15 protein-coding genes are annotated in these 20,288 nt (G+C 60.4%); 8 read left to right on the forward strand and 7 right to left on the reverse strand.

Annotated elements, in window-relative coordinates; all coding sequences use genetic code 11:
• Positions 1–154: 154 nt before the first annotated feature.
• From EDF71_RS13775 to EDF71_RS13805, 8 genes are all read left to right on the forward strand, one after another.
• Entirely contained in the window at positions 155–2,539 is a 2,385-nt protein-coding gene (locus EDF71_RS13775; RefSeq protein WP_166656537.1) for a TonB-dependent receptor, read from the forward strand.
• Between the two features lie 14 nt (positions 2,540–2,553).
• Complete coding sequence (locus EDF71_RS13780) at positions 2,554–4,206, forward strand: PepSY-associated TM helix domain-containing protein (RefSeq protein WP_133857152.1); 1,653 nt, start codon at positions 2,554–2,556, stop codon at positions 4,204–4,206.
• The gene (locus EDF71_RS13785) at positions 4,203–4,514 is read left to right on the forward strand and encodes an iron transporter (RefSeq protein WP_133857153.1); all 312 of its coding nucleotides are present in this window, start codon (positions 4,203–4,205) and stop codon (positions 4,512–4,514) included. Before EDF71_RS13780 ends, EDF71_RS13785 begins: the two co-directional genes overlap by 4 nt.
• Positions 4,511–5,353: a DUF3325 domain-containing protein gene (locus EDF71_RS13790; protein WP_133857154.1), complete on the forward strand. Its 843-nt coding sequence runs from the start codon at positions 4,511–4,513 to the stop codon at positions 5,351–5,353. The genes EDF71_RS13785 and EDF71_RS13790 overlap by 4 nt, the downstream gene beginning before the upstream one ends.
• Positions 5,340–5,729, forward strand: a complete 390-nt coding sequence (locus EDF71_RS13795) for a hypothetical protein (protein WP_133857155.1) — start codon at positions 5,340–5,342, stop codon at positions 5,727–5,729. The genes EDF71_RS13790 and EDF71_RS13795 overlap by 14 nt, the downstream gene beginning before the upstream one ends.
• Before the next feature lie 127 nt (positions 5,730–5,856).
• Complete coding sequence (locus EDF71_RS13800) at positions 5,857–7,818, forward strand: ABC transporter permease (protein ID WP_133857156.1); 1,962 nt, start codon at positions 5,857–5,859, stop codon at positions 7,816–7,818.
• Positions 7,819–8,253: 435 nt separating this feature from the next.
• A complete protein-coding gene (locus EDF71_RS25050; protein ID WP_166656538.1) occupies positions 8,254–8,415 on the forward strand; it encodes a hypothetical protein in 162 nt (53 codons plus the stop codon).
• The gene (locus EDF71_RS13805; protein WP_133857157.1) at positions 8,412–8,834 is read left to right on the forward strand and encodes a hypothetical protein; all 423 of its coding nucleotides are present in this window, start codon (positions 8,412–8,414) and stop codon (positions 8,832–8,834) included. The genes EDF71_RS25050 and EDF71_RS13805 overlap by 4 nt, the downstream gene beginning before the upstream one ends.
• Positions 8,835–9,001: 167 nt before the next feature.
• On the opposite strand, the gene EDF71_RS13810 is transcribed toward EDF71_RS13805, so the two are convergent.
• From EDF71_RS13810 to EDF71_RS13840, 7 genes are read right to left on the reverse strand one after another with little or no spacing between them, the layout of a single operon-like run.
• Positions 9,002–11,791 (reverse strand): SNF2-related protein, encoded by a 2,790-nt coding sequence (locus EDF71_RS13810; RefSeq protein ID WP_166656539.1) that lies wholly within the window; start codon positions 11,789–11,791, stop codon positions 9,002–9,004.
• A 9-nt stretch (positions 11,792–11,800) separates the two neighbouring features.
• Positions 11,801–12,313 carry a hypothetical protein gene (locus EDF71_RS13815; protein ID WP_133857158.1) on the reverse strand — a complete coding sequence of 171 codons (513 nt, stop codon included), beginning with the start codon at positions 12,311–12,313 and terminating at the stop codon, positions 11,801–11,803.
• Positions 12,313–15,516, reverse strand: a complete 3,204-nt coding sequence (locus tag EDF71_RS13820) for a DUF1156 domain-containing protein (protein WP_133857159.1) — start codon at positions 15,514–15,516, stop codon at positions 12,313–12,315. The genes EDF71_RS13815 and EDF71_RS13820 overlap by 1 nt, the downstream gene beginning before the upstream one ends.
• Positions 15,517–15,741 (reverse strand): hypothetical protein, encoded by a 225-nt coding sequence (locus EDF71_RS13825; protein ID WP_208301047.1) that lies wholly within the window; start codon positions 15,739–15,741, stop codon positions 15,517–15,519.
• The gene (locus tag EDF71_RS13830) at positions 15,720–16,427 is read right to left on the reverse strand and encodes a hypothetical protein (RefSeq protein WP_208301048.1); all 708 of its coding nucleotides are present in this window, start codon (positions 16,425–16,427) and stop codon (positions 15,720–15,722) included. Before EDF71_RS13830 ends, EDF71_RS13825 begins: the two co-directional genes overlap by 22 nt.
• A 6-nt stretch (positions 16,428–16,433) precedes the next feature.
• On the reverse strand, positions 16,434–17,453 hold the full coding sequence (locus tag EDF71_RS13835) for a hypothetical protein (protein WP_133857160.1): 1,020 nt from the start codon (positions 17,451–17,453) through the stop codon (positions 16,434–16,436).
• Entirely contained in the window at positions 17,453–20,284 is a 2,832-nt protein-coding gene (locus tag EDF71_RS13840) for a DUF499 domain-containing protein (RefSeq protein WP_243854304.1), read from the reverse strand. The genes EDF71_RS13835 and EDF71_RS13840 overlap by 1 nt, the downstream gene beginning before the upstream one ends.
• Positions 20,285–20,288: the final 4 nt, after the last annotated feature.

Raw genomic sequence — 20,288 nt, forward strand, 5'->3', positions numbered from 1 at the left:
CGGCGGCGGGACGGCGCAAATGCAGAGCATGGAGCGGGGATGGGACGGAGGCAAAAAATTTTCAAGAATTTGTTGGCGGCGACCTCAACACCTTGGCGCCCCCTACGTCAGCACAGCTAGGAACCCTATTTTTCTACTGTGGAGATCGCCTTTCATGCCGCAACCGCGCTTCCAACTCGCGCCCCTCGCCCTTGCCACTGCCCTCGCTCTGCCGTTGCTGGCGCTCAGCGCCTTGCCCGCCCATGCGCAGGCCAGCGCTGCCATGCCCATCTCGCTGCCGGCGCAGTCGCTGGGTTCCGCTTTGAATGAGCTGGCACGCCAGGCCAAGCTGCAGCTGATGGTGAACCCGGAGCTGGTTGCCGGCAAGCAGGCGCCCGCCGTGGCGGGCCAGCTCAGCCCCAAGCAGGCGCTGGACCGGCTGCTGGTGGGCAGCGGCCTGGTGGCTGATGTGCAGGGTGCCGAGGTGATTGTCCGAAGAGCACCGGCGCCCGATCCCCGGGATGCGGCTACCTTGTCGACCGTGACGGTCAGTGCGCAGGCCGATGCCGGTGGCACCACGGAGGGCAGTGGCTCTTACACCACCAACGCCATGCGTACGGCCACCAAGCTGGACTTGTCCATCCGCGAGACACCGCAGACGGTCAGCGTGGTCACCCGCCAAATGATGGATGACCGGCAGATCGATGACTTCGACACCATGATGAACACGGTCACGGGGGTGCGGGCGGTCAAGGGCGTTCAGGACTCCCGGTCTTCTTATTACTTCCGGGGCTTCTTTGTAGATAGCTACCAGATGGATGGCATTCCGCTGTACCCCAGCACCTATGCCGTCAACAACTACAACACCGACCAGTTCGACCGGGTGGAGATCGTCAAGGGCGCTGCGGGTTTGACGACCGGTGCGGGTGAGCCGGGGGCCGCCGTCAACATGGTGCGCAAGCATGCCAACAGCAAGACCTTCAGCGGAACGGTGGAGGCCGGCGCGGGTAACTGGGATACCTACAAGCTGATGACGGACATCTCGACGCCGCTGAACCAGGATGGCAGTGTCCGGGCAAGGCTGGTGGCCAGCCATAAGGAAACCGACACCTTCAAGGACCGGGTCCACAACAAAAATGATTTGCTGTACGCGGTGGTGGATGCCGATATCACGGCGCAGACCAAGCTGTCCGCAGGCGCGAGTTGGCAGCTGGAAGACCTGAACGGGGATTCGAGCAACCTGCCTGCCTTCTACAAGGATGGCGGCAGAACCACCTTCAGCCGTTCGAAGAACTTCTCGCCGGACTGGGCATCCTGGGACACCGAGAGAACGTCGTTCTTTGTCGATGCCAAACACCGCTTTGACAACGGCATTTCTCTCAACACGGTCTATACGCACAACAACATCAAAACCAAGGACCGGCTGGTGGGGTATCTGGGGGTCTGGAGCGGCTTCAATCGCGACGGCTCGGGCCTGACCTATGACGATTTGCACATGCCGCAGGACATCAAGGAGGACAACTTTGATATCTATGCCTCCATCCCCTTGCGGTTTGCGGACAGAGACCACGAGATCGTGGCCGGTTTCCAGTTCAACCGGCAGAAATGGGACCAGACCAAACTGGGCGAACACACCTACACGATTGATAACTTCTTCAGCCAAAACGGCAGCGAAATTGCCTATGGAGGTGATGATTTATCCATCGCCTGGCGCAATGAATACACCAAGCAAACGGCCTTCTACCTGTCGGGAAAGTTTTTGCTGCGCGATGACCTGAAGTTGATTCTGGGCGGCCGGTTGACCAACTGGAAATATGACGCCATCTGGCAAGGCGTGCCCAACGAGAAATACGACACGCGCAATGAGTTCACGCCGTTTGCCGGCTTGGTTTATGACCTCGACGCCAACCACTCGGTGTATGCCAGCTACACGAATATCTTCAAACCGCAGAATTACCGCGATGTGAATGAAAAGCTGCTCGATCCGCTGGTGGGCAATAACTACGAGGTCGGTGTCAAGGGCGAATACCTGGACAAGAGGCTGAATGCCAGCCTGGCGCTCTTCCAGATCAAGCAGGACAACGCACCCATTGAGACGGACACCAAGCTCTCGGATGGTTCCACGGCCTACCGCGCTGCCAAGGGCGTGGTGTCCAAGGGCGTGGAGCTGGAGGTCAACGGGAAGATTACCAACCACTGGGATGCCCAGATCGGGTTTGCACACTTCAATGCAGAAGAGGCAGGAGGCGCCAAGTACAACACGCGCGCGCCTCGCAACAACATCAATATCTTCAGCAAATACAGCATTGGCAACTTCAGCATTGGCGGTGGCGTGAACTGGAAAAGCAAGGGCTATGTGGGTTCGGGCAGCCGCGTGGTCAGCCAGCAAGCATTTGCAGTGGTCGACCTGATGGCGGCCTACCGCTTCAATGACCGTTTGTCCATGCAGCTGAATATCCATAATCTTTTCGACAAAAAGTATTACTCCGGGTATTCGGCCTATGAGTACACCTATGCCGCACCCATCAATGGAATGCTGAGCATGAAATACAAGTTCTAATAGAAAGTCTGGGCGTGGGGAACTCTCTTCGACAATCGGCCGCTTGGCTGCATACCTGGTCCGGCCTCGTCGTGGGCTGGGTGCTGTTCTTTGTATTCGTCACCGGCACGGCGGGCTATTTCCAGCCGGAAATCACCCGCTGGATGAGGCCCGAGCAGGTCGATCCACGCCCGATGGAACTGAGAGCTGCGGATGTTCAAGGCATGGCGCAAAGGGCACTGCTGCGGCTGGAGCAGAAAGCGCCGCAAGCAGCCAGCTGGAGCATTACGCTGCCGCACTATGCGCAAGGAACGCGCTCCTGGCAAGGCCTCTCCATCCGCTGGCAGCACATGCCCGAGCCCGGTCACGAGTTCGGTCTGAGCCTCTCAGAAAAACTGGACCCCGAGACCGGCGCCGCGCTCGCCCCCGAGCCGGAGCCGCGCGCCACCGCCGGGGGCTTTGGCCTGTACCGCATGCACTACGCGCTGCACTACCTGCCCTACCTCTGGGCGATCCGCATCGTCGGCGTCTGCACCATGCTGATGCTGCTGGCCATCATCACCGGGGTCATCACCCACAAGAAGATCTTCAAGGACTTCTTCACCTTCCGGCCGGGCAAGGGGCAGCGGTCCTGGCTGGATGCGCACAACGCCATCAGTGTGATGGCGCTGCCGTTCTTTCTGATGATCACCTACAGCGGCCTGGTGTTTTTGATGTTTGCCTATATGCCCGCAGGCCGGGATCTGCTGTATGGCAGCGACAAGGAGACGCGCTCGGGCTTTTATGAAGAGCTGTTTGACGACGAGCACAAGCATGCAGCGATTGGCATGCCGGCGGCTGCGCTGGCGCCGCTGATCACGCAGGCCCACGCGGCCTGGGGCCCAGGCCAGCTCGCGTCCATCACGGTCGAGCGGCATGAAGGGGAGCCAGCGGAGATCATCCTGGCAAGGCCGCCCCAGCAGAAGCTGGATATCTGGACGGCCGACACCCTGCGTTTTGATGCCGACACCAGTGCGCCTTTGCCCCCTGAGCCGCGCGCCGGAGGCAGCGCGGTGCTGACGCAGGCGGTGGTGCTCAACCTGCACGAAGGGCACTTTGCCAGCATCTGGGGGCGCTGGTTGTACTTCATCGCCGGCTTGCTGGGCTGCGCCATGATCGGCACCGGCCTGGTGCTCTGGACCGTGAAGCGCCGCCGGCAGCACCTGGCAGCGGGCCTGGAGGGCGCGGAGCAGTTCGGTCTGCGCCTGGTGGAAAACCTCAATGTAGCGACCATCGCCGGGCTGCCGTTGGCGGTGGCTGGCTACTTCTGGGCCAACCGCCTGCTGCCGCTGGACATGGCCGACCGGGCCGCCTGGGAGCTGCACAGCCTGTTCGCCCTCTGGCTGGGTACGCTGTTCTTTGCCATGGCGCGGCCGCTGGCGCGCGCCTGGATCGAACTGCTCTGGGCCGGCTGCGCGGCCTATGCGCTGGTGCCGCTGGTCAACGCGCTGACGACGGACCGCCACCTGGGCCGCAGCCTGGCCGAGGCATGGCAGGGCGGTGACTGGGTGTTTGCCGGTTTTGACCTCTGCATGCTGGCGCTGGCCCTGGTCTTGGCGACCATGGCACGCAAAGTGCAACGCCGTTTGGCGCCCAAGCCCGCCTTGGGGCCTCAAGGCATGGCGGCCCCAGCAGGAGAGGCGGCATGAGCAAAACCATAAAAACGACGGGCCTGACGCCTCGCTACCGCCTGGCTGTCGCATCGCGGGTGCTGGCCGCCGCCTTGGGCGGCTATGCGCTGACATCGGCCGCCACCTTGCTGCTGGCCTTGCTCTGGCCTGCGCCCAAGGCCCAGGGCATTTTGTGGGCCACGATGCTGAGCTTTGCGCTGTATGCGGTGGCGGTGATATGGGTGTTCCACACAAAGACCGCTGCGCGCGCCTGGCTGGGCATGCTGGTGGCCACGGCGGTCTGCAGCGGCCTGGCCTGGATGCTGTGGCTGGGAGGGCGGCCATGACCCATGTGTTGACGGGCACCCACCTGGCGATCCTGGGGTTGAGCCTGCTGGGCTTTGTGGCGCTGGCCTTGGCGACAGAGCGCCATGCCGAGCATCTGCTGGGCCGCCTGCCTGCACCGCACTGGCGCCTGCTGGCCCGCGTGGCCGGTTGGTTGCTGCTGGGCATCGCCCTGGCCTGGGGCATCCGCGTGCTCGATGTCGGGGTGGGCATCAGCTTCTGGCTGGGCTGGCTCACGGTGGCTGCATTGGCACTGGTCTTTGTCTTCCCCTACTGGCCCTGGCAGCCGCCGGTGCGCGAGAAGCCGCTGCGCCCCTCCAAGGCCGATGCCGCCCTGCCTGTGCCCCCTTCACCAGCCAGTCGCCGCCGCATTGCCGCTGCGTTGCTGGCCGCCACATTGGCGGTGTTTGTGATCGGCCTGTGGCGGGTCGAGACCCAGCCCCTGAAGCGGCCCGATGCCATCCAGGGCCAGATCGGCCCTTGGTCCTTCAGCTTGGCCGAAGCCCATCGCGATCCGCCCGAGTTGGTGGACATGGAGGTGCCGATGAAGGAGTTCCGTCTGCGCTTTTGCGATGCCTGCGACAACGACATTGGCAGCGTGTACCTGAAGGTGAACCAGCCGCGCAGCCCGCGCGCCACCGGCATGGGTTTTATGGGCCAGCGCTGGGAGCGCCGGGTGGAGATACCGCTGCCCAGCACCTTGCAGGCGGACAGTGAGCTGTGGCTGACGGTGGTCGGCAAGGACGGTGCAGTGCACCAAACGCATTGGCGCATGGACCAGGTGGCGCCTGCGACGGTGGCCTGGTTTGAACAAAGGAGGCGCACAGATGCCCAACACTGATCGACCTGAACGGATACGGGTAGCGGCCTTTGGGCAATGGATGCTGGGCGCCGCTGCCGCCTGCTTGTGCAGCGTGGCCCTGGCCCATGAACCGGTCGCCCGCTGCTACCTGTTGGATGCGCACACCGTGCGCTGCCGGGGCGCCAGCAATGATGGCGATGAGATGTCCGGATCGCGCATGGAGGTGATTGCACTGAGCGGCAAGACCCTGCTGGAAGGCAAGCTCGATGCCAACTCCACCTGGAGCTTCAGCAAACCCCAAGAGCCTTTCTATGTGCTGTTCGATGTCGGGCCTGGCCTGCAGGTGAGCATTGAGCAGGAAGAGATCAGCGCGCCACCTGCCGGCGCCACACCCCGATGGATGCGCCAACGATGAAGCTTTTGCCCACCCGCCTGAGATGTCGACCTGCCGCCCCCGCGCTGAGCGACGAGCAGGTCCTTCGTTGCGTTGCTGCCAGCAGCACCAGTACCCCCAGTACCACTGCTAGCGCCCGGAGGTTCCATTGCCGACACCGCTGATCGAACTGCGCGGCATCCGCAAATGCTATGGCGGTGGCAGCACGGGCCGGCCTGAGGTAGAGGTGCTGCATGGCATTGATCTGTCCATCCAGGCGGGCGAGTTTGTGGCCATCGTCGGCCAATCGGGTTCGGGCAAATCCACGCTGATGAACCTGCTCGGCTGCCTGGACCGGCCCAGTGCCGGCAGCTACCACTTCAATGGGCAGGATGTGGCGGCGCTGGATGCCGATGCGCTGGCCTGGCTGCGGCGCGAGGCCTTTGGCTTTGTGTTCCAGGGCTACCACCTGATAGCGACCGATTCCGCACAAGAGAACGTGGAGATGCCCGCCATTTATGCGGGCAGCGCAAGGCCCGCGCGGGCATCGCGTGCCCAGGCCTTGTTGGCCCGGCTGGGGCTGGCAGACAAGCGGCATCTGCGGCCCAACCAACTATCGGGCGGACAGCAGCAACGCGTATCGATTGCGCGGGCCTTGATGAACGGGGGCCGCATCATCCTGGCCGATGAACCCACCGGCGCGCTCGACAGCCAAAGCGGCGCCGAGGTGATGGACCTGCTGCACCAGCTGGCCGATGCCGGCCACACCATCCTCCTGATCACCCATGACCGCAAGGTAGCGGCGCAGGCCCGCCGCGTGATCGAGATCCGGGATGGCTGCATCGTCAGCGACAGCGACCCAAGCCCTTGCACAGCACCATCGCAGGCCGCCTTGCCTCCGCCGGACATGAACGAGGCAATGCAGAAGTCTGGCGCCCAACCCTTCGCCGACCTGCGCGAAGCGCTGCGCTCGGCCTGGCGCTCCATGCGCATCCACCGCGCACGCACGGCCTTGACCCTGCTGGGCATCGTCATCGGTGTGGCCTCGGTCATCGTGATGCTGGCCGTCGGCATGGGCGCCCGCCAGGAGGTGGTGGCACGCATGGGCGCGATGGGGGCGACGGTGATGTACATCAACAACCGCAAACCGCCGCAAGGCGGGCCGACTGGCGTGACCACCTTGGCGGACCTGGAGGCAGTAGAACAGCTGCCCGAGGTGGCGCACGCCATGCCGGTAGCGCGCGACCCGGCCACCGTGCGCTACGGCAATGTGGCCTGGCAGGGCGACACCATTGCCGCCACCAGCGCCTGGCCAGCCATCCACAACTGGCCCGTGGCGCAAGGGCGCTTTTTTACCGATGCCGAGGATGCGGAGCTGGCGCCTGTCGTGGTAATTGGCAAGAAGGTGCATGAGCGCTTTTTTGAAGGCCGCAAAGCGCTGGGCGAGCTGCTGCTGATTGGCACCACGCCTTTTCAGGTGGTGGGTGTCATGTCAGAAAAAGGCGCCGGCGATGGCGGCCAGAGCCAGGATGACCTGGTGGTTGTTCCCTACCGCTCGGGCATCCTGCGCATCTTCCCCAACGGCAAAAGTTTTGCCCCGCACTACACGGTGATCCAGGCCCGCGATTCGCAAAGCGTGCTGCCCGCGCAAGCGGCCATTGAGAACCTGCTGCGCTTGCGCCACGGCCGCGAAGACTTCTATGTGGCGAACGCCGCCGCCCGCCTGCAGGCCGAAGCCCAGGCCAAGGACTCGATGACCACCATGCTCAGCCTGATCGCCGCCGTCTCACTGCTGGTCGGCGGCATCGGCGTGATGAACGTGATGCTGATGGCCGTGAAGGAGCGCACGCGCGAGATCGGCATCCGCATGGCGACTGGCGCACGCCAGTGGGATATTCAGCGCCAGTTCATGACCGAGGCGGTGCTGGTGACCATGGTGGGCGGGACCGTGGGCGTGTTGCTTGGGGTGCTGATTGGCGCGGTGCTGGTATTTTTGGGGGGCGCTGTTGTGCTGTCGGTCAGCGCGATGTTGCTGGCTTTTGGGTGCGCGGTGGTGACCGGCTTGGTGTTTGGGTGGATGCCGGCGCGGCAGGCGGCGCGGTTGGAGCCGGTGGTGGCGTTGGGTGGTTAGGGGGGGAGGGTGCTGGCTTTTGCGGCGGATGTCGCAATCACCGACTGTGACGGCATCCCGACCCAGCCGGGTCGTTACCGCTTCGGTGAGGAGGCAGAGAGGCTCGGGTAGGGAGAAGAAGGAAGGGAAGGGAAGGGGTTCAGTAATGCGCCGCGCCTAACATTCCCATTCTTGCCGTGCTACAGTTACTCCGCTGTGCCAGTCAAGCGCAGCCGGGATTGGCGTCCTGTCACATTGCTGCGACGCAAGCCGCAGTCTCCTCCGCAGAGTACCTGCGGCTTGTTTGTTCGTGCCCCTTTTATGGCGGCTCGGGCAGGGAGCCGCGAGGCTCGCCGGTTTGCGCAAGCGGTGTCCGGTACGCCAACCTGCTCGAGCTGCCGCCCTGATTGGCGTCCGGGTGGTGGTTTTTGCAAATCACACTGCTTGGAGTCCACCATGGCTCAGTCTTCCCTCGCGCGCATCTCTGCGCCCACTTCCGGCCTGGGCGAAGTCGCCCTTATCCAACTGCATCCCGACGCGCACAACGCGCTGCACATGGCCGTACAAGCACTGCCTCCACTGCGCAACCTGTCCCGGAATCAGGAGGCGTCATCATGAACAGCAAGCCCCAAGCTGCCCGCGCGGCAGCAAATGCCGGCTCATCCGTGGATTCCAGCTCGGATACCTCCCGCCCGAATACCGCTTATACCGATGCCATCCAGGCCATCGCAGACCATGGCGACCAGCCTTTAGACATTCACGACATCTGCAGTCATCGCAGGGCTTGCGGCTTTACGGACGACCTGGCGCTGACGGAGTGCGAAGCCCAAGGGATCAACACGCGCTTGTATGGCATGAGTGCTATATCGGCTCTGCTGATTGGGGCGGATGATGGCGGGTCGTTCAAGCTGAGCAACTGGCTGCAAGGCGGTCTGCATAGCGCTTTGTATGCCTTGACCGAAGATGCGCAGGCGGTGCTGCATCGGGCTAATGAGAGAGCTGCCGAGGGGCAGCATCAGAAAGGTGGCGGAAGATGAATCACAGTCTTTGCCCTGGTTAAGGGCAAGCAGAGGGTCAATAGGCGGCATTGTCAGCCTTATTACAGGGGATTCAAAACGCCAACTCAGCGACTTCGCGGATGACATTTTTCAAGTCAGTAGTACCCTTGTCCTTCCTGCCGCGTCAATGTCTTCGGCTTTCAGCATCAAGTCGCTTGAGCATTTATCTCAACATATCCGATCAGCTCTGCTGAGTAACTACCGTCCCCGGCTGCCGCTCCCTTGTGCCTTAGCTCACGTTGTAGTGTCGGCTCCACGGTATAGGCAAACAGCGCTAGCCGCTGCTCAGGCGTAAAGCTCGGCTGAATCGTCGGCGCTTGCAGATACCTCTCGTACTGCCGCTCAATCGCCGGTACCCGTGTCCCGTCCTGCTTGACTGCGATGGGCTGCACCACCACACGACGTTCGCCGTTGCCCGCAGACGCCTCCACCATCCACAAGGACAGAACCACCGGCTCGTCAACATCCCCGGCCACCGCAATGCCGATATCCTCGGGCGTCACGCTGCGCCAGCGGCCCAGCTCTTCCTGTACCAACGGATGATCCAACCCCATCAGCTCCAGATCGTCCCTGCTGGCGGCGGTGTCGCGGCTCAATGTGAAACGCGCACGGTGCACGCCATCCACTCTTACAAGGTCGTAGGTCTCCTCGTCCACCTTCAGCAGTTTCTGCTGGCGATCTGCCACTGCCGCTGACAGAAAACGCACTAGCCGATCCAGGCTGGATGAGACATCCGAGAAAGGCTTGTAATCATCTAGACTGAAACCGTCGAGGTCTTGAAACAGGTCGAATACCACCTGTCGTGCCTCGCGAGAATTGGACAGCGCCGCTTCCAGCTCCACCTGGGTGCGTCTCAGTTCGGGATCGGACAGCGCCTCCTGGTACAGGCGGTCGTAGTTCAACCGCTCGGAAAGCTGCCCCAGAATCTGCGCCCTCATGTCTTCGGCCACGTTGCCCTGATCATCGACCTTTCCGACCGTGCGTGCAATTTCAGTCAACTTCTCATCCAGCAGGAGGAAGATGCGCCCCTCAATAGTGTCCGACAGCACGAGGTTGTAGACCTGCGCCGTGTGGTTCTGTCCATAGCGGTGAATGCGCCCGATGCGTTGCTCCATGTCCATCGGGTTCCACGGCAGGTCGAAATTGAACAGAATGCGGGCGAATTGCAGATTCAAGCCCTCGCGGCCAGCGGCTGTACACACCAGCACACGCGGCCCGTCTTTCAGGCGGAACTTCCGCTCTGCTGCCAGCTTGGCACCGTGGTCGCCGCCACGCAGCACCACCACGCCCTGGCCGGGATAAGCCTGTTCAATTTCGCGCGAAATCAGATCGACCGTGCCGAGGTAGGTGGCGAAGATCACGATCTTTTCATTGGCGTTCTGTCGCCACAGATGCCCCAAACCATCGAGCAGCTTTTGCGCCTTGGTCTCGCGCTGTTGCGGGAAGATGCGCAGCAAGTCACCAATACGCAGGCGCTCCTCGGGCAGATGCAAATCGACCACAGCGGACGCGGCCTCTTCGGCGTGCGTGGCCGAGTACTCGCTGCCGTAGGGATCTGACGCCATTTCCAGCGCCTCTTCATCCAGTTTTTTCACCAGCCGGTATTTCAGGTCAGCCAGTACACGATCCACCTCGCTTCGACCAACACTGTCGCGCGGCAAGCCGAACTCCTCGTGAATTAGCTCGCGCGCCTCCTCGGTCAGGCGTTCGCGGCCTTCAATGTCCAGTTCTTTGTCGCGAAGAAGTGCCTCGTGCAGGGTCAGCATCAATAAGCGGCGCTTGAGTGTCCGGCGCACGGCAGCAAAGCTTGATGCTGCGATCTTCTGGAAGATCGCCATTAAGAAGCCCAGTGCGCGCCCCTGGTTGCCATGGCGGCGTGCCAGATCGAAACCGTCTTCCAGGTATTCGCGCAGCTTCTCGTAAAACAGCCGCTCCTCCTGATTCATCAGGAAGGACTCGGTATGCGCCCAGCGTCGAGCAAACAGCGGCGAGCCATCGGGTTGGCAGGCATCGGCCTTGGTTCGGCGGAACATCACCGTATTCAGGCGATGGCGGTTTTCCAGCATGTCCTCGGGACCGCCAAACAGCGTGGGATTTAAAAGCTGCGCCAGCATCCAGAACTGGAAGTGATTGCCCTGGTGCGGCGTAGCAGACAGGAGCAACAGATCACGCGCGTGATCCTTCAGTGCTTCGGCCAGCTTGTAGTTTTCCGTCTTGCGCACCTTTCCGCCCGTGCGGTGTGCGGTCAGGTGATGCGCTTCGTCGAACACCACCAGATCCCACCGTGGCGCATCCAGCAGACGCTTGATACGGGCAGGACGCTTCAATGTGTCGATGCTGGCAATCAGCCGGTCGTGCTTGGCGAAGGCATTGGTCTTGCGGTCGGTGACGTCGCCTTCGGAGCCAAACACCTCAAAGTCGAGATTGAACACCTCGTTCAATTCGCGGTGCCAGTTGTTCACCAAGCCTGCGGGCACCACCATCAGCGCCCTGGTCAATTCGCCCCGGCTGGCCAGTTCACGCAAAATCAGTGCGGCTTCGATGGTTTTGCCCAAACCCACTTCGTCGGCGATCAGGTAACGCCGTGGTGAAGCCGTCGCAATGCGGTGCGTCAGCACTACCTGGTGCGGCAGCAGATCAATGCGCGCCGAGGTCAGCGCCGAGGCCCTCTCCATCACCGGCAGTGCGTGCGCTTCGTAAGACAGCCATGCCTTGTGTGCCCGGTCGGAGCCTCCTGCCACCGATTGCAGAATGCGCTCGGTACGGGTGCGCTCGCGGCGTATCGAACTGGTCGGTACACGGCGCTCCCCCACCACGCCGAAGAACGCGCGCAGATAGCCATCGTGCCCGGGTTCGAGCACCACGCCTGGACCGAATTCAGTATGGGTGATGCGCTCGCCAGGCTGGAACAAATTCTGAAAATCGTCTGCTTGCACGCGCTAGCCTCAAGTAATCCGCAGGTGAAACAGGCCGGCCGCTTTCGCGCCCTCGCGCAGCAAAATTTCCTGCGGGTACTCGTTGGCCTCACCCCACAGAAGGCGCCCAAAGTCCAGTAGTTGCCCCCGATGCGGCGCTTCGCACAGCCAGGTCACTGCGTCGGTGGAAGCCTGCACGCGCAAACGGCCCTGGCCCTGGGGCAGCCAGAAGATCAAGGCTGCTTCGCCTGCATATGCATCCTGAAATGACAGGATGGCGCGTTTGATCGTGTCGCCCAGCCAGATTTCGGCCTGATCGGGAGCCAGCAAATCAAGGCTGCCCTCCAGCCCAGCCACCACCAACGTCTGCCCGCCGTTGCTGGGCAGGTCATCCGGCCAGCCCTGCGCAGCGGGGACTGCCGCCTGCAAAAACTGCCGCAGGCTCCAAACCTCGCCCGCCGCGCACACTGTATTGCGCGCTTCCTCATCCCACAGCCAGCTGGTGCCGCGCCGTTGCCACACCGTATCGAGCACCTGCCTCATTACGCATACTCCCCATCGTCATCAAACAGTGAAGCCTGCAGAGGCTTAGGTGCCTGGCTGGCTTGCCAAGTGGTGAAGATCGACACCGCGCGCGAGGCCGCGTTGCGGGTGGTTTGATCCGGGCCATTCTTCTGCAACCATTCCAGCAGCGGCTTGAGCGCCACGTGCGGTTTGAAGTTATCGTTCTTCAAAGTGTCCGAAGCATTGATGCCGCTGCCATCGACACAGGCACCAATCAACACCAGCGCCTGATCAAGATCGGAGGTGAGTTTGCGCTTGTGCTTGCCTGACCAATCGCGGGCAAAATCGAGCGGATTGGTGCGCGTAAACACCTTCTTCACCTCGCTGCACCACCCGCGTTGCTCAAAGTCATCCGGCGTGGTGATGGTGCCGCGCAGGAATTTCTGCAATTGGTCGCGCTTCATTTCAGTCGCAGCCCCGAAGGTACGCAGAAACTGGCGCGTCATCGGCTCGGCATTCACCGGTGGCGGCTCCTTGCCCTTTTCGGCATCTTCGTCGATGAGCTGGTTGATACCGACCAGTGCATCTTTGACCGAGATGGTGCGCCCCTCGTCGACATAAACCTTGCCATAGTGGCGAGAGAAGTACTCCAGCGCCTTACCGCGCCGGATCACCTGAATGTCCGCCGCAGGCAGACCTTCCTTGGCGTGGTTTTCCAGCATCGCTTGCAGTTGGCGTACATCGGCCATCACCTCGCGGCGCATCCGGCCCCAGCTCACCGGCTTGGGCTCTTCGGTGCGCTTGCGGCAGACGTGGATTATGTCGTACTCGACTTTTTGTGAGCCAAATTGGCCATCACCTTTGGTTTCATCAGATCTGATCGGGTACGTCGCCTCCAAATAAAAACCTGCATCGAACAGCGATTCGAGCACCGCTACCCATGGTTCGTCTTCGCTATGGTGGAACGTGAAAGCCAGAATCCCTCCAACCTTCAGCGTGCGGTGCGATTCACGCCAGCACTCAGTTAATAGGCGCTGATAAAAGCCATTGGGATCTTCCGGTTCGCGGAACTTGTTGGCGACTGCCTCGAGAGTTTTTGGCGTGTATTCACCGGAATAGATGTCTGGATAGTGCTTCCGGAGTACGAGGCGAAGCCATACGTAAAAAAAATCTGCCAACTCTGAATATTGAACCAGATCACCAAAGGGCGGATCGGTTATGACTAAGTCCAAACTTCCGTTCGGAACTTTACTCAATTCGGTGGACGATCCTTGATAGACAGTACCTCCCGTGACAGGATCGCCCGGAAAGGCTTTTTCGCTTTTTCCAGAACATTGGCCCGCCAACTCCGGATGTGTGCGTGAAAGCTGTTCGAGACTTACCAGTTCCCAAGGTGCTTTAACCCATTCCTCACCCTCAACACATCCCTCGGCGCAAGAAGTCCAATTCCCGCGACCAAGAGTACCGAAAACGCTGTTTTCGATAGCCGTCAACTTTGGGTGAAAGCTATTTCGAGAGTAGTGGGGCTCCATCTTGTCCGCGCCCGAATTCCAGAAACAAAACATGTTCTGGTTCCGTAGATACTGCTGGAATGCACCCAGTACGTACTCTCGCGTTTCCCATGAATAATCGCCCAGCGTGACAATTGCCTTCAGTAGCTGCGTATGAACGAGCATTTGGCGGGGATTGAACATCGTCCACCAGTGGGTGAAGTGATGCCCTTCTACATCGTGGGGGCCAATCTCTGCACCAATCGGAATCGAGCTTCTTGGCCAATACTCCGCGAGATCACCATCTTTGCGTGAATCCCATTCAGATGCGGCCGCGTCATACTGGCTGGCGACTCGCGGGGAAAAAGGAGCAAAAAAACGGCCGTTGTAGCCCTCTGTGCTGCCCGCCGCAGTCGGGGTAAAACCCTGGATGGCATAACCTGCAGTGGGGGCAGCCTTTCCATAGGACTTAACTGTCGCCAAAAGGTCTTGGACTGTGCCGCACGCTGCACAAGCGAAGTGCGAGCGTTTGGGAACAGTACCTGCATTCGAAGCGAAGGTGATCTTGGTTTCGGGACAAGTTACGTCATCCGGCACAGCACCACGAACTTCCAACAATCTGAGTTTGCCAGCTCTTTCCGCGTCCCACCGGCGTGTTGAATCGACGTCATCGTGAACGGAACCACCGAACGCTTGGCCATTTGCATCCTGTTTTGGACTGCCCGCGAGCCATTCGGAATGCACAAGCAAACTGGCTTCGACTTTCTTATTCTTTCCTTTACCCAAATTCACCATCGCGGTGTGACCGCATTTCGGGCAGATCACGCCCTTCTTACGATCAAGCACCGAGTATGGGTATTCATCAGGAGCCACGTACAGTGGTACATCGGGAGCCATCCGCACTGGGTTTTCCTCGACGTGGAACTCGCAGCCGCATTTGCTACAACTGTGCTCCCAATGCTTCACAGTGAGTGTCTTAATCGCCATCACCGGGCTGGTCATGATGGGCGTGCGGTGGCCGCAGCCCGTCACCTGACAAGGGCCGTGCTTGGCCCAGAAGGTGTAGATGATTTCCGGGCCTTGGTAGCGGTAATCCTTACGCTCGTTGCGCGGGATGGTCAGCGGATCGAAGTCAGTAGGCATCGCCTTCTTGGTTGGCAGGTGCGTCCACGTTCCTTTTTCACCTTCCGGGCCGTCGCAGTAGTAGTACGGCACGATCTGCGGCTTGACCTCGATCTCGATGTCTGCGAGCAGCTTTTTCACTTGCTCCAGATCGACGTTGGCCAGTTCCTGCTTCACCACAAACCATGCGACTGGGTTGAGGTCGTTGCCGACCATCTGCATGCCGAGGCGTGAGCCTTCCACCAGCGTGGTGCCACCACCCATGAAGATGTCGGCCACCTTCAGGTGCTTGAACGCGCCTTTCTTCTGGTGGTTGGCGTAGTAGTTGTCCCACACCATCTTGGCCGCGTGCGATTTGTCCTCGGGAGCCTTGGTGGCAGCCGCTATGAGCATCGAACGAAACACGCTGGAGCGACGCCGCGCCCACCACTTCGACATCTGGTAGATCGGCTTGCCCGCGTTGCCTTCGATGATCGCCACCTGATTGACCGGTAGGATCGGGAAATCCACCTCCAGGCAGGTCTTGGGGCGGTTGGGGTCGTTGAAATCGACGGTTTCCAGTGCGACTGGCTTTCCCGCATCTACGGCTTTTGCGACCTGCTGTGCGAGTAGTTCTTTCTTTGTAGCCATTCAAGCGTTTCCTTCATCTTCCTGTGCGCGGGATTGTCTGCGCATGTTTTCTACGGCAGCCACCAAATCGATTTCTGCTTTCGGCGCGGCCCAGCGCGTCCAGAACGGGATCGTTGCACTGCGCGGTTCGTGTTTGGGCTTAGCCATCTTGATACGGGTCGGCAGCAGGGTCGCATCGCCACCTACCACAGCCTCGCCCACGTCTAGCGTCGGCAACACCTCCATGCGCCCCTCCAGACTTTCTGGCAAGAGCTGCCCGACCACTGCCTGATCAGTTTTGTTAGCCAGGCGCAAGCTGATGATGTTGCTGCACTGACTGAGAATGGTCGTGCTGACACCAGAACGCGGCTGTACTGCGTTTGGAAAAGTGGCCGGGCACGCCGCTTACGCCGACGGAACCCCGTATACCTTGTGTCCAGTGGGATTTCTGCCAGATCACAAAACAACTCCAACAACGTGTCATAGTTAGTCGTAATGAAATGGATGCTGTCCGTGTTCTGCGGGGAGCCGCTAAACAAGCGATTCGAGCAACGTGACGGCGCATGGCCACCGGCAACCTTTTCACCAAGGATTTCAGCCTGTGCTGCGATGGCTCGCTCAAGGATCAGCTTCGCGGTTTCTCCTCGTATGACTGATACGATCTCTGCCCATTCCGCCATACCAAGCGGAATGCCATTCAGGCCAGCCTCCAGATTTGTTTTAATCGCTTTGACTGATTGCCCCCATGCATTCTTTGCACCGTCGGTGGACAGGGCATGATGCACAGCGGTTGCCAAATGCTCTGCCAAAGCACCCATGCCGGGCAGGCCATAGCCACAGGAGAAGCCGGAGCAGACGAGCAGCACCGGGGTTCTGCAAAAAATCCCTTGGATTTCTGCGAAAAAATTTTCTGGCAATTCGGCCGCTGTCATATCGACCTACTTCGATAGTTCAACGAAGGGCGACAACACTTCCAGCAGTGAAAGACCGCCATGCGTCAAAGTCGGGTACCCGCCTTGGCTGCGCCACTTTCTGCGCCCCAGCGCCAGCAGGTATGCGCCATGCGGGCTGTCGATTTGCAAGGCGACGGGAGGAACGAAGGGGCCGGCGTCGCCATTGCCCGCGTTGCTGCGCCCGCTTGAAAAAGTTTGCTTGAGGTGCGAGGCCACCTCACCATCGGCATCGGGGAAGTAACCGGTGGCAGCATAGCCGTGATCCGAAGTAATGACCAAGCGCCGCCCCGTGGCGAGGCGCTCGACAAATGCCCAGAAGTCGTCACTGGAAAGCTGCTGCGCGGCATCCTTTGTCAGCAGTTCCAGGCCTTGGCCAGCGCCGTAGTCGTGCAGCTTCGCGTCTGGCCAGTGATGCCAGAACAGCCAGTTCTTCGCCCCCGAGGCGTTGCCTACCAAGCCTTCGCAGTCCTTCCACGGCAGGTCGATGGTTTCGGTTTGCGTCGGTTGCAACTTGTGGGCCAAACCACCGCCGTTGGCTTGTAGCTGGCTGCGGCTGCTCAGCCCCAATGCGCGGGCGAAAGGATTGGTCTCACTGGGCAGCTCCGATGCTGTAGCGGCCACTGTATGCAAGGTGAATCCACGCTCTTTGGCCCCTTGCAGCAGCCAGGGCAGCTCACGCAGCGAGAGGGCATCCAAAATCAGTACGGCGTGCGCGGCGCTATGGCCATAGCCGGGTTCGCTCCACCAACGCGCAAGCCGGTCTGACGTGCGCTCCACACCACTGATTTCGGGTTGACCAAAGGCCCGCCACAGATCCCAGCCGCTAGAGGCCAGGAACAAATCGAGCTCGCCAATTTCGCGGTCGCGCTTGACCACTTCGCTGGGGGCATTACCTTCGGCCAGCGGTTTGGATGCAATCTCCAGCGCCCGTTCGCTAATGAAGCGCCAAGCCTCTTTCGGGCTGTCATGGGTCAGGCGCTGCAATGTTTGCGCATCCAATGCCATCAGCTGTCCTCCTTCTCAAGACTCAACTCGAACGTCATACCATCAGGCAGCTTCTTAAGCAGTTCCTTAAGCTGCGCGCCCGTAATCTGCGTGTTTTGGCCAGCGGACACCTTGATCGAAACTTCTGCTACAGGCGTGGCCGGGCCAATGCCCCAGCCTTCGAGCTTGCCGATGAGGTTGAGCGGAGAAGTTGCAGGATTAGAGAACGGGGTACGCGATTTGGTGGTTGCATTTGTCCCTCCACCAAAGATGTCGCCGCCATTCGGCGATACACCGCCGCCGGGGGTGTTTTCGTCACCGGAAGGGAAGATGGGCGGCGCGGTCGTGCCGCCACCATACGTATCACCGCCCGATCCGCCGTTGCCACCTGCAGGCGTCTGCGGTGCGGGTGGCGTGGTGCCTCCGGTCGCGGGCACCGCCGAAGGTTCCAGCAGAAACACTTCATTAAGCTGACGCCCGGTGTAGGAGAGCTTGGAACGCAAGCGCCGCCACGCAGTTTCCTCGTCCTCGCCCGCGTGGGTTTGAAGGTGCTCCAGATTACGCAGGTTGATGGCGATCTTGCCCCGGGCACACAAACGCAGGATACGTTCCTTCATTGCGGTTTCACCCAGCCAGGGGATGCAATCCTGACCCGCAGGGCGAGGCTCTTGCAGTTCAAGCAGTAGCTTGCTGAGAGGCGCGTTCTCCGAGGCGGCTTCAAGAACGAGGTCTTCGAAATCTTCGGGAACAAAAAGGTCGTTGGTCAACCTTTCCTCGATGCCCTCGGGGATTTGTGCGCCTTGCATTCTTAGGTGTTCTGTACTGAACAGGGATTGCTGCGGGTTCTGGTGGTCATAGCGGTGCAGGATGGCAAACCGATCAAAACGCATCTTCAGGTTTTCGCGCAGCGTGCCTTCAAATTCCTTGTGAAGCTTTTTGTATTCGGGGCTCTGCCCGCTCCATTCCTGCGCCTTCATTTCGGCGCGGGCAAAGATGAGTAGGTCGCGATCCTGAAAGGCGTTGGTGGAGCCTGCGCGGGGCAACAAGAAGCGAATGGTGTTGCGGCGCTTTTGCAGGTGGTCCTTGAGCCAGCGGCCCAGTGTCTGGTCAAGTTTTTCCGGTTCTTCGGGCAGCACCAGAATGGGCAACCGGTCATCCCAGCGCTCCGGCTGCTCGGCTTGGTCGAGCGATGTCCAAGGATCGGTTTGCCACGATTTTGGCAGGACGATCACGCGGAAGGTTTTAGCTACCTCATCGCTGCCGCCGATGACGTAGCGCACCTGCTTGGCAAGCTGCAACTGATCGGAACCATCGGTGAACAGCTTGTCGTTGCGTGCGCAAGCCATCAGCTTGGCGCGAGGATTTTCTTCTTCGCGGAAGACCAAGCGGGGGCCATCCTGGTGGATGTTGAAGCTGTTTTCGACAATGGTCGCTAGTTCGACCTGAAAGGCATTGCCATCCACTGGCTTGCTGCGGGTGATATCCACCTGCAAGGTGGCAGGCTCGGCCCCGGCAAGGTTGCCGACGGCGATTGAACGCAGCCACAGCGCGCTCAAGATTTCTTGCAGGTGTGGGGCAAGGTTGGTGTGGTCGTACACCGCCTCCGTCACCGAAATGATGTTGTGCTGCGCTTTTTCGCGCAGCGTGCGGTGGTGTTCGTTAGACACTGAATCCAGGAGCGCTCCAATGCCAGAGGCATCGTCATCCAGCCGGAAATCAGCGGCAGTTAGCACAGGCACCGCTTGGCCCCGGCTTTTGTAAAGGTTGGCCAGGATGCGAATCATGTCACGCGTTTCTTGGGCATCTGTAGCGATCAGCACCTGTTCCTCAAGCAGGCGCAGCAAGTGCGGCGCGTAAGGCCAGGACTCGGTGAATTCACGGCGCTTGCGATCCTGCTCGGCGGGCGGCACATCCAACAGGCGGAAATATTCAGAGACGTGTTGCGCAGTCAGTGATTCGATGGTTCCATCTGCAATTTGCAGACGATTGTCGAACAGGCGATGCAATAGCATCCGTCTTCGATCCTTCTGGATACGCTCGGCATTACCTCCCGCCTTGAAGTCGATGGCCACCGGGTTGACGCGGTGCACCTGCTGGTAAGCATCGCTGCCACCATTGCGCACGGAGATCACCAACACCAAGAGGTCAGGGCGCTCTTTAGCAATCTCCGACAGGATCTGGATAAAGTTAAACGCCCATTGCTTCCAGGGGTACTGCTTGGTATTGGTCAGGCCGTCGAACCAAGTCTGGAATTCGTCGAGAAGGAGCATCGCGGGCCGATGCTCAAGCAGCTCGATGATGAGCTTGTCCGAGGGGATGTCGGTCTTAGCCGCGCCCATTCCTTCCCACTTGCCCTTGATGAATTCGCCGCGCGGATGGCGCTCGAACAGCAAGTCCCATAGGAACTTGTAGCGTTGCCGGTGTAGGCTCTCGCCTATGACCAGCATGCCATCGCGCAGGGCGATCTTGCCGATGCCGGGGTCCCCCAACGTGCTTGACCAGGAGTTGAGCCATGCGCCCGTCGATGCGGCATCGTTGACTGCGTGGTAGAGCGCTGCCATCAAGTGCGACTTGCCAAGGCCGCGCTCGCCGATCACGACCACTGGCCGCCCTTGGTTGGGACCTACTGCTTCGATTCCCTTCAGCAGGTCGTGAGTGGGGTAGGTGATCTCCAGGAACGCCTGTGCGGCGATCTGGGTGGCCCCTGTGTTGGAGTCATTGGAAAGCTCAATCGCGGTGCCTTTGAGGCGCTTGCCTCGGAATTCTTCTCTCAAATTAAGGCCAAGCATGGCTTCTCCAAACAGTTCTATTTTTGAAATCAAAAAAATGCGGAAATCATACTGATTTTCCATCTGT

The organism is Comamonas sp. JUb58 (assembly GCF_004364775.1).
Classification (GTDB): Bacteria; Pseudomonadota; Gammaproteobacteria; order Burkholderiales; family Burkholderiaceae_C; genus Comamonas.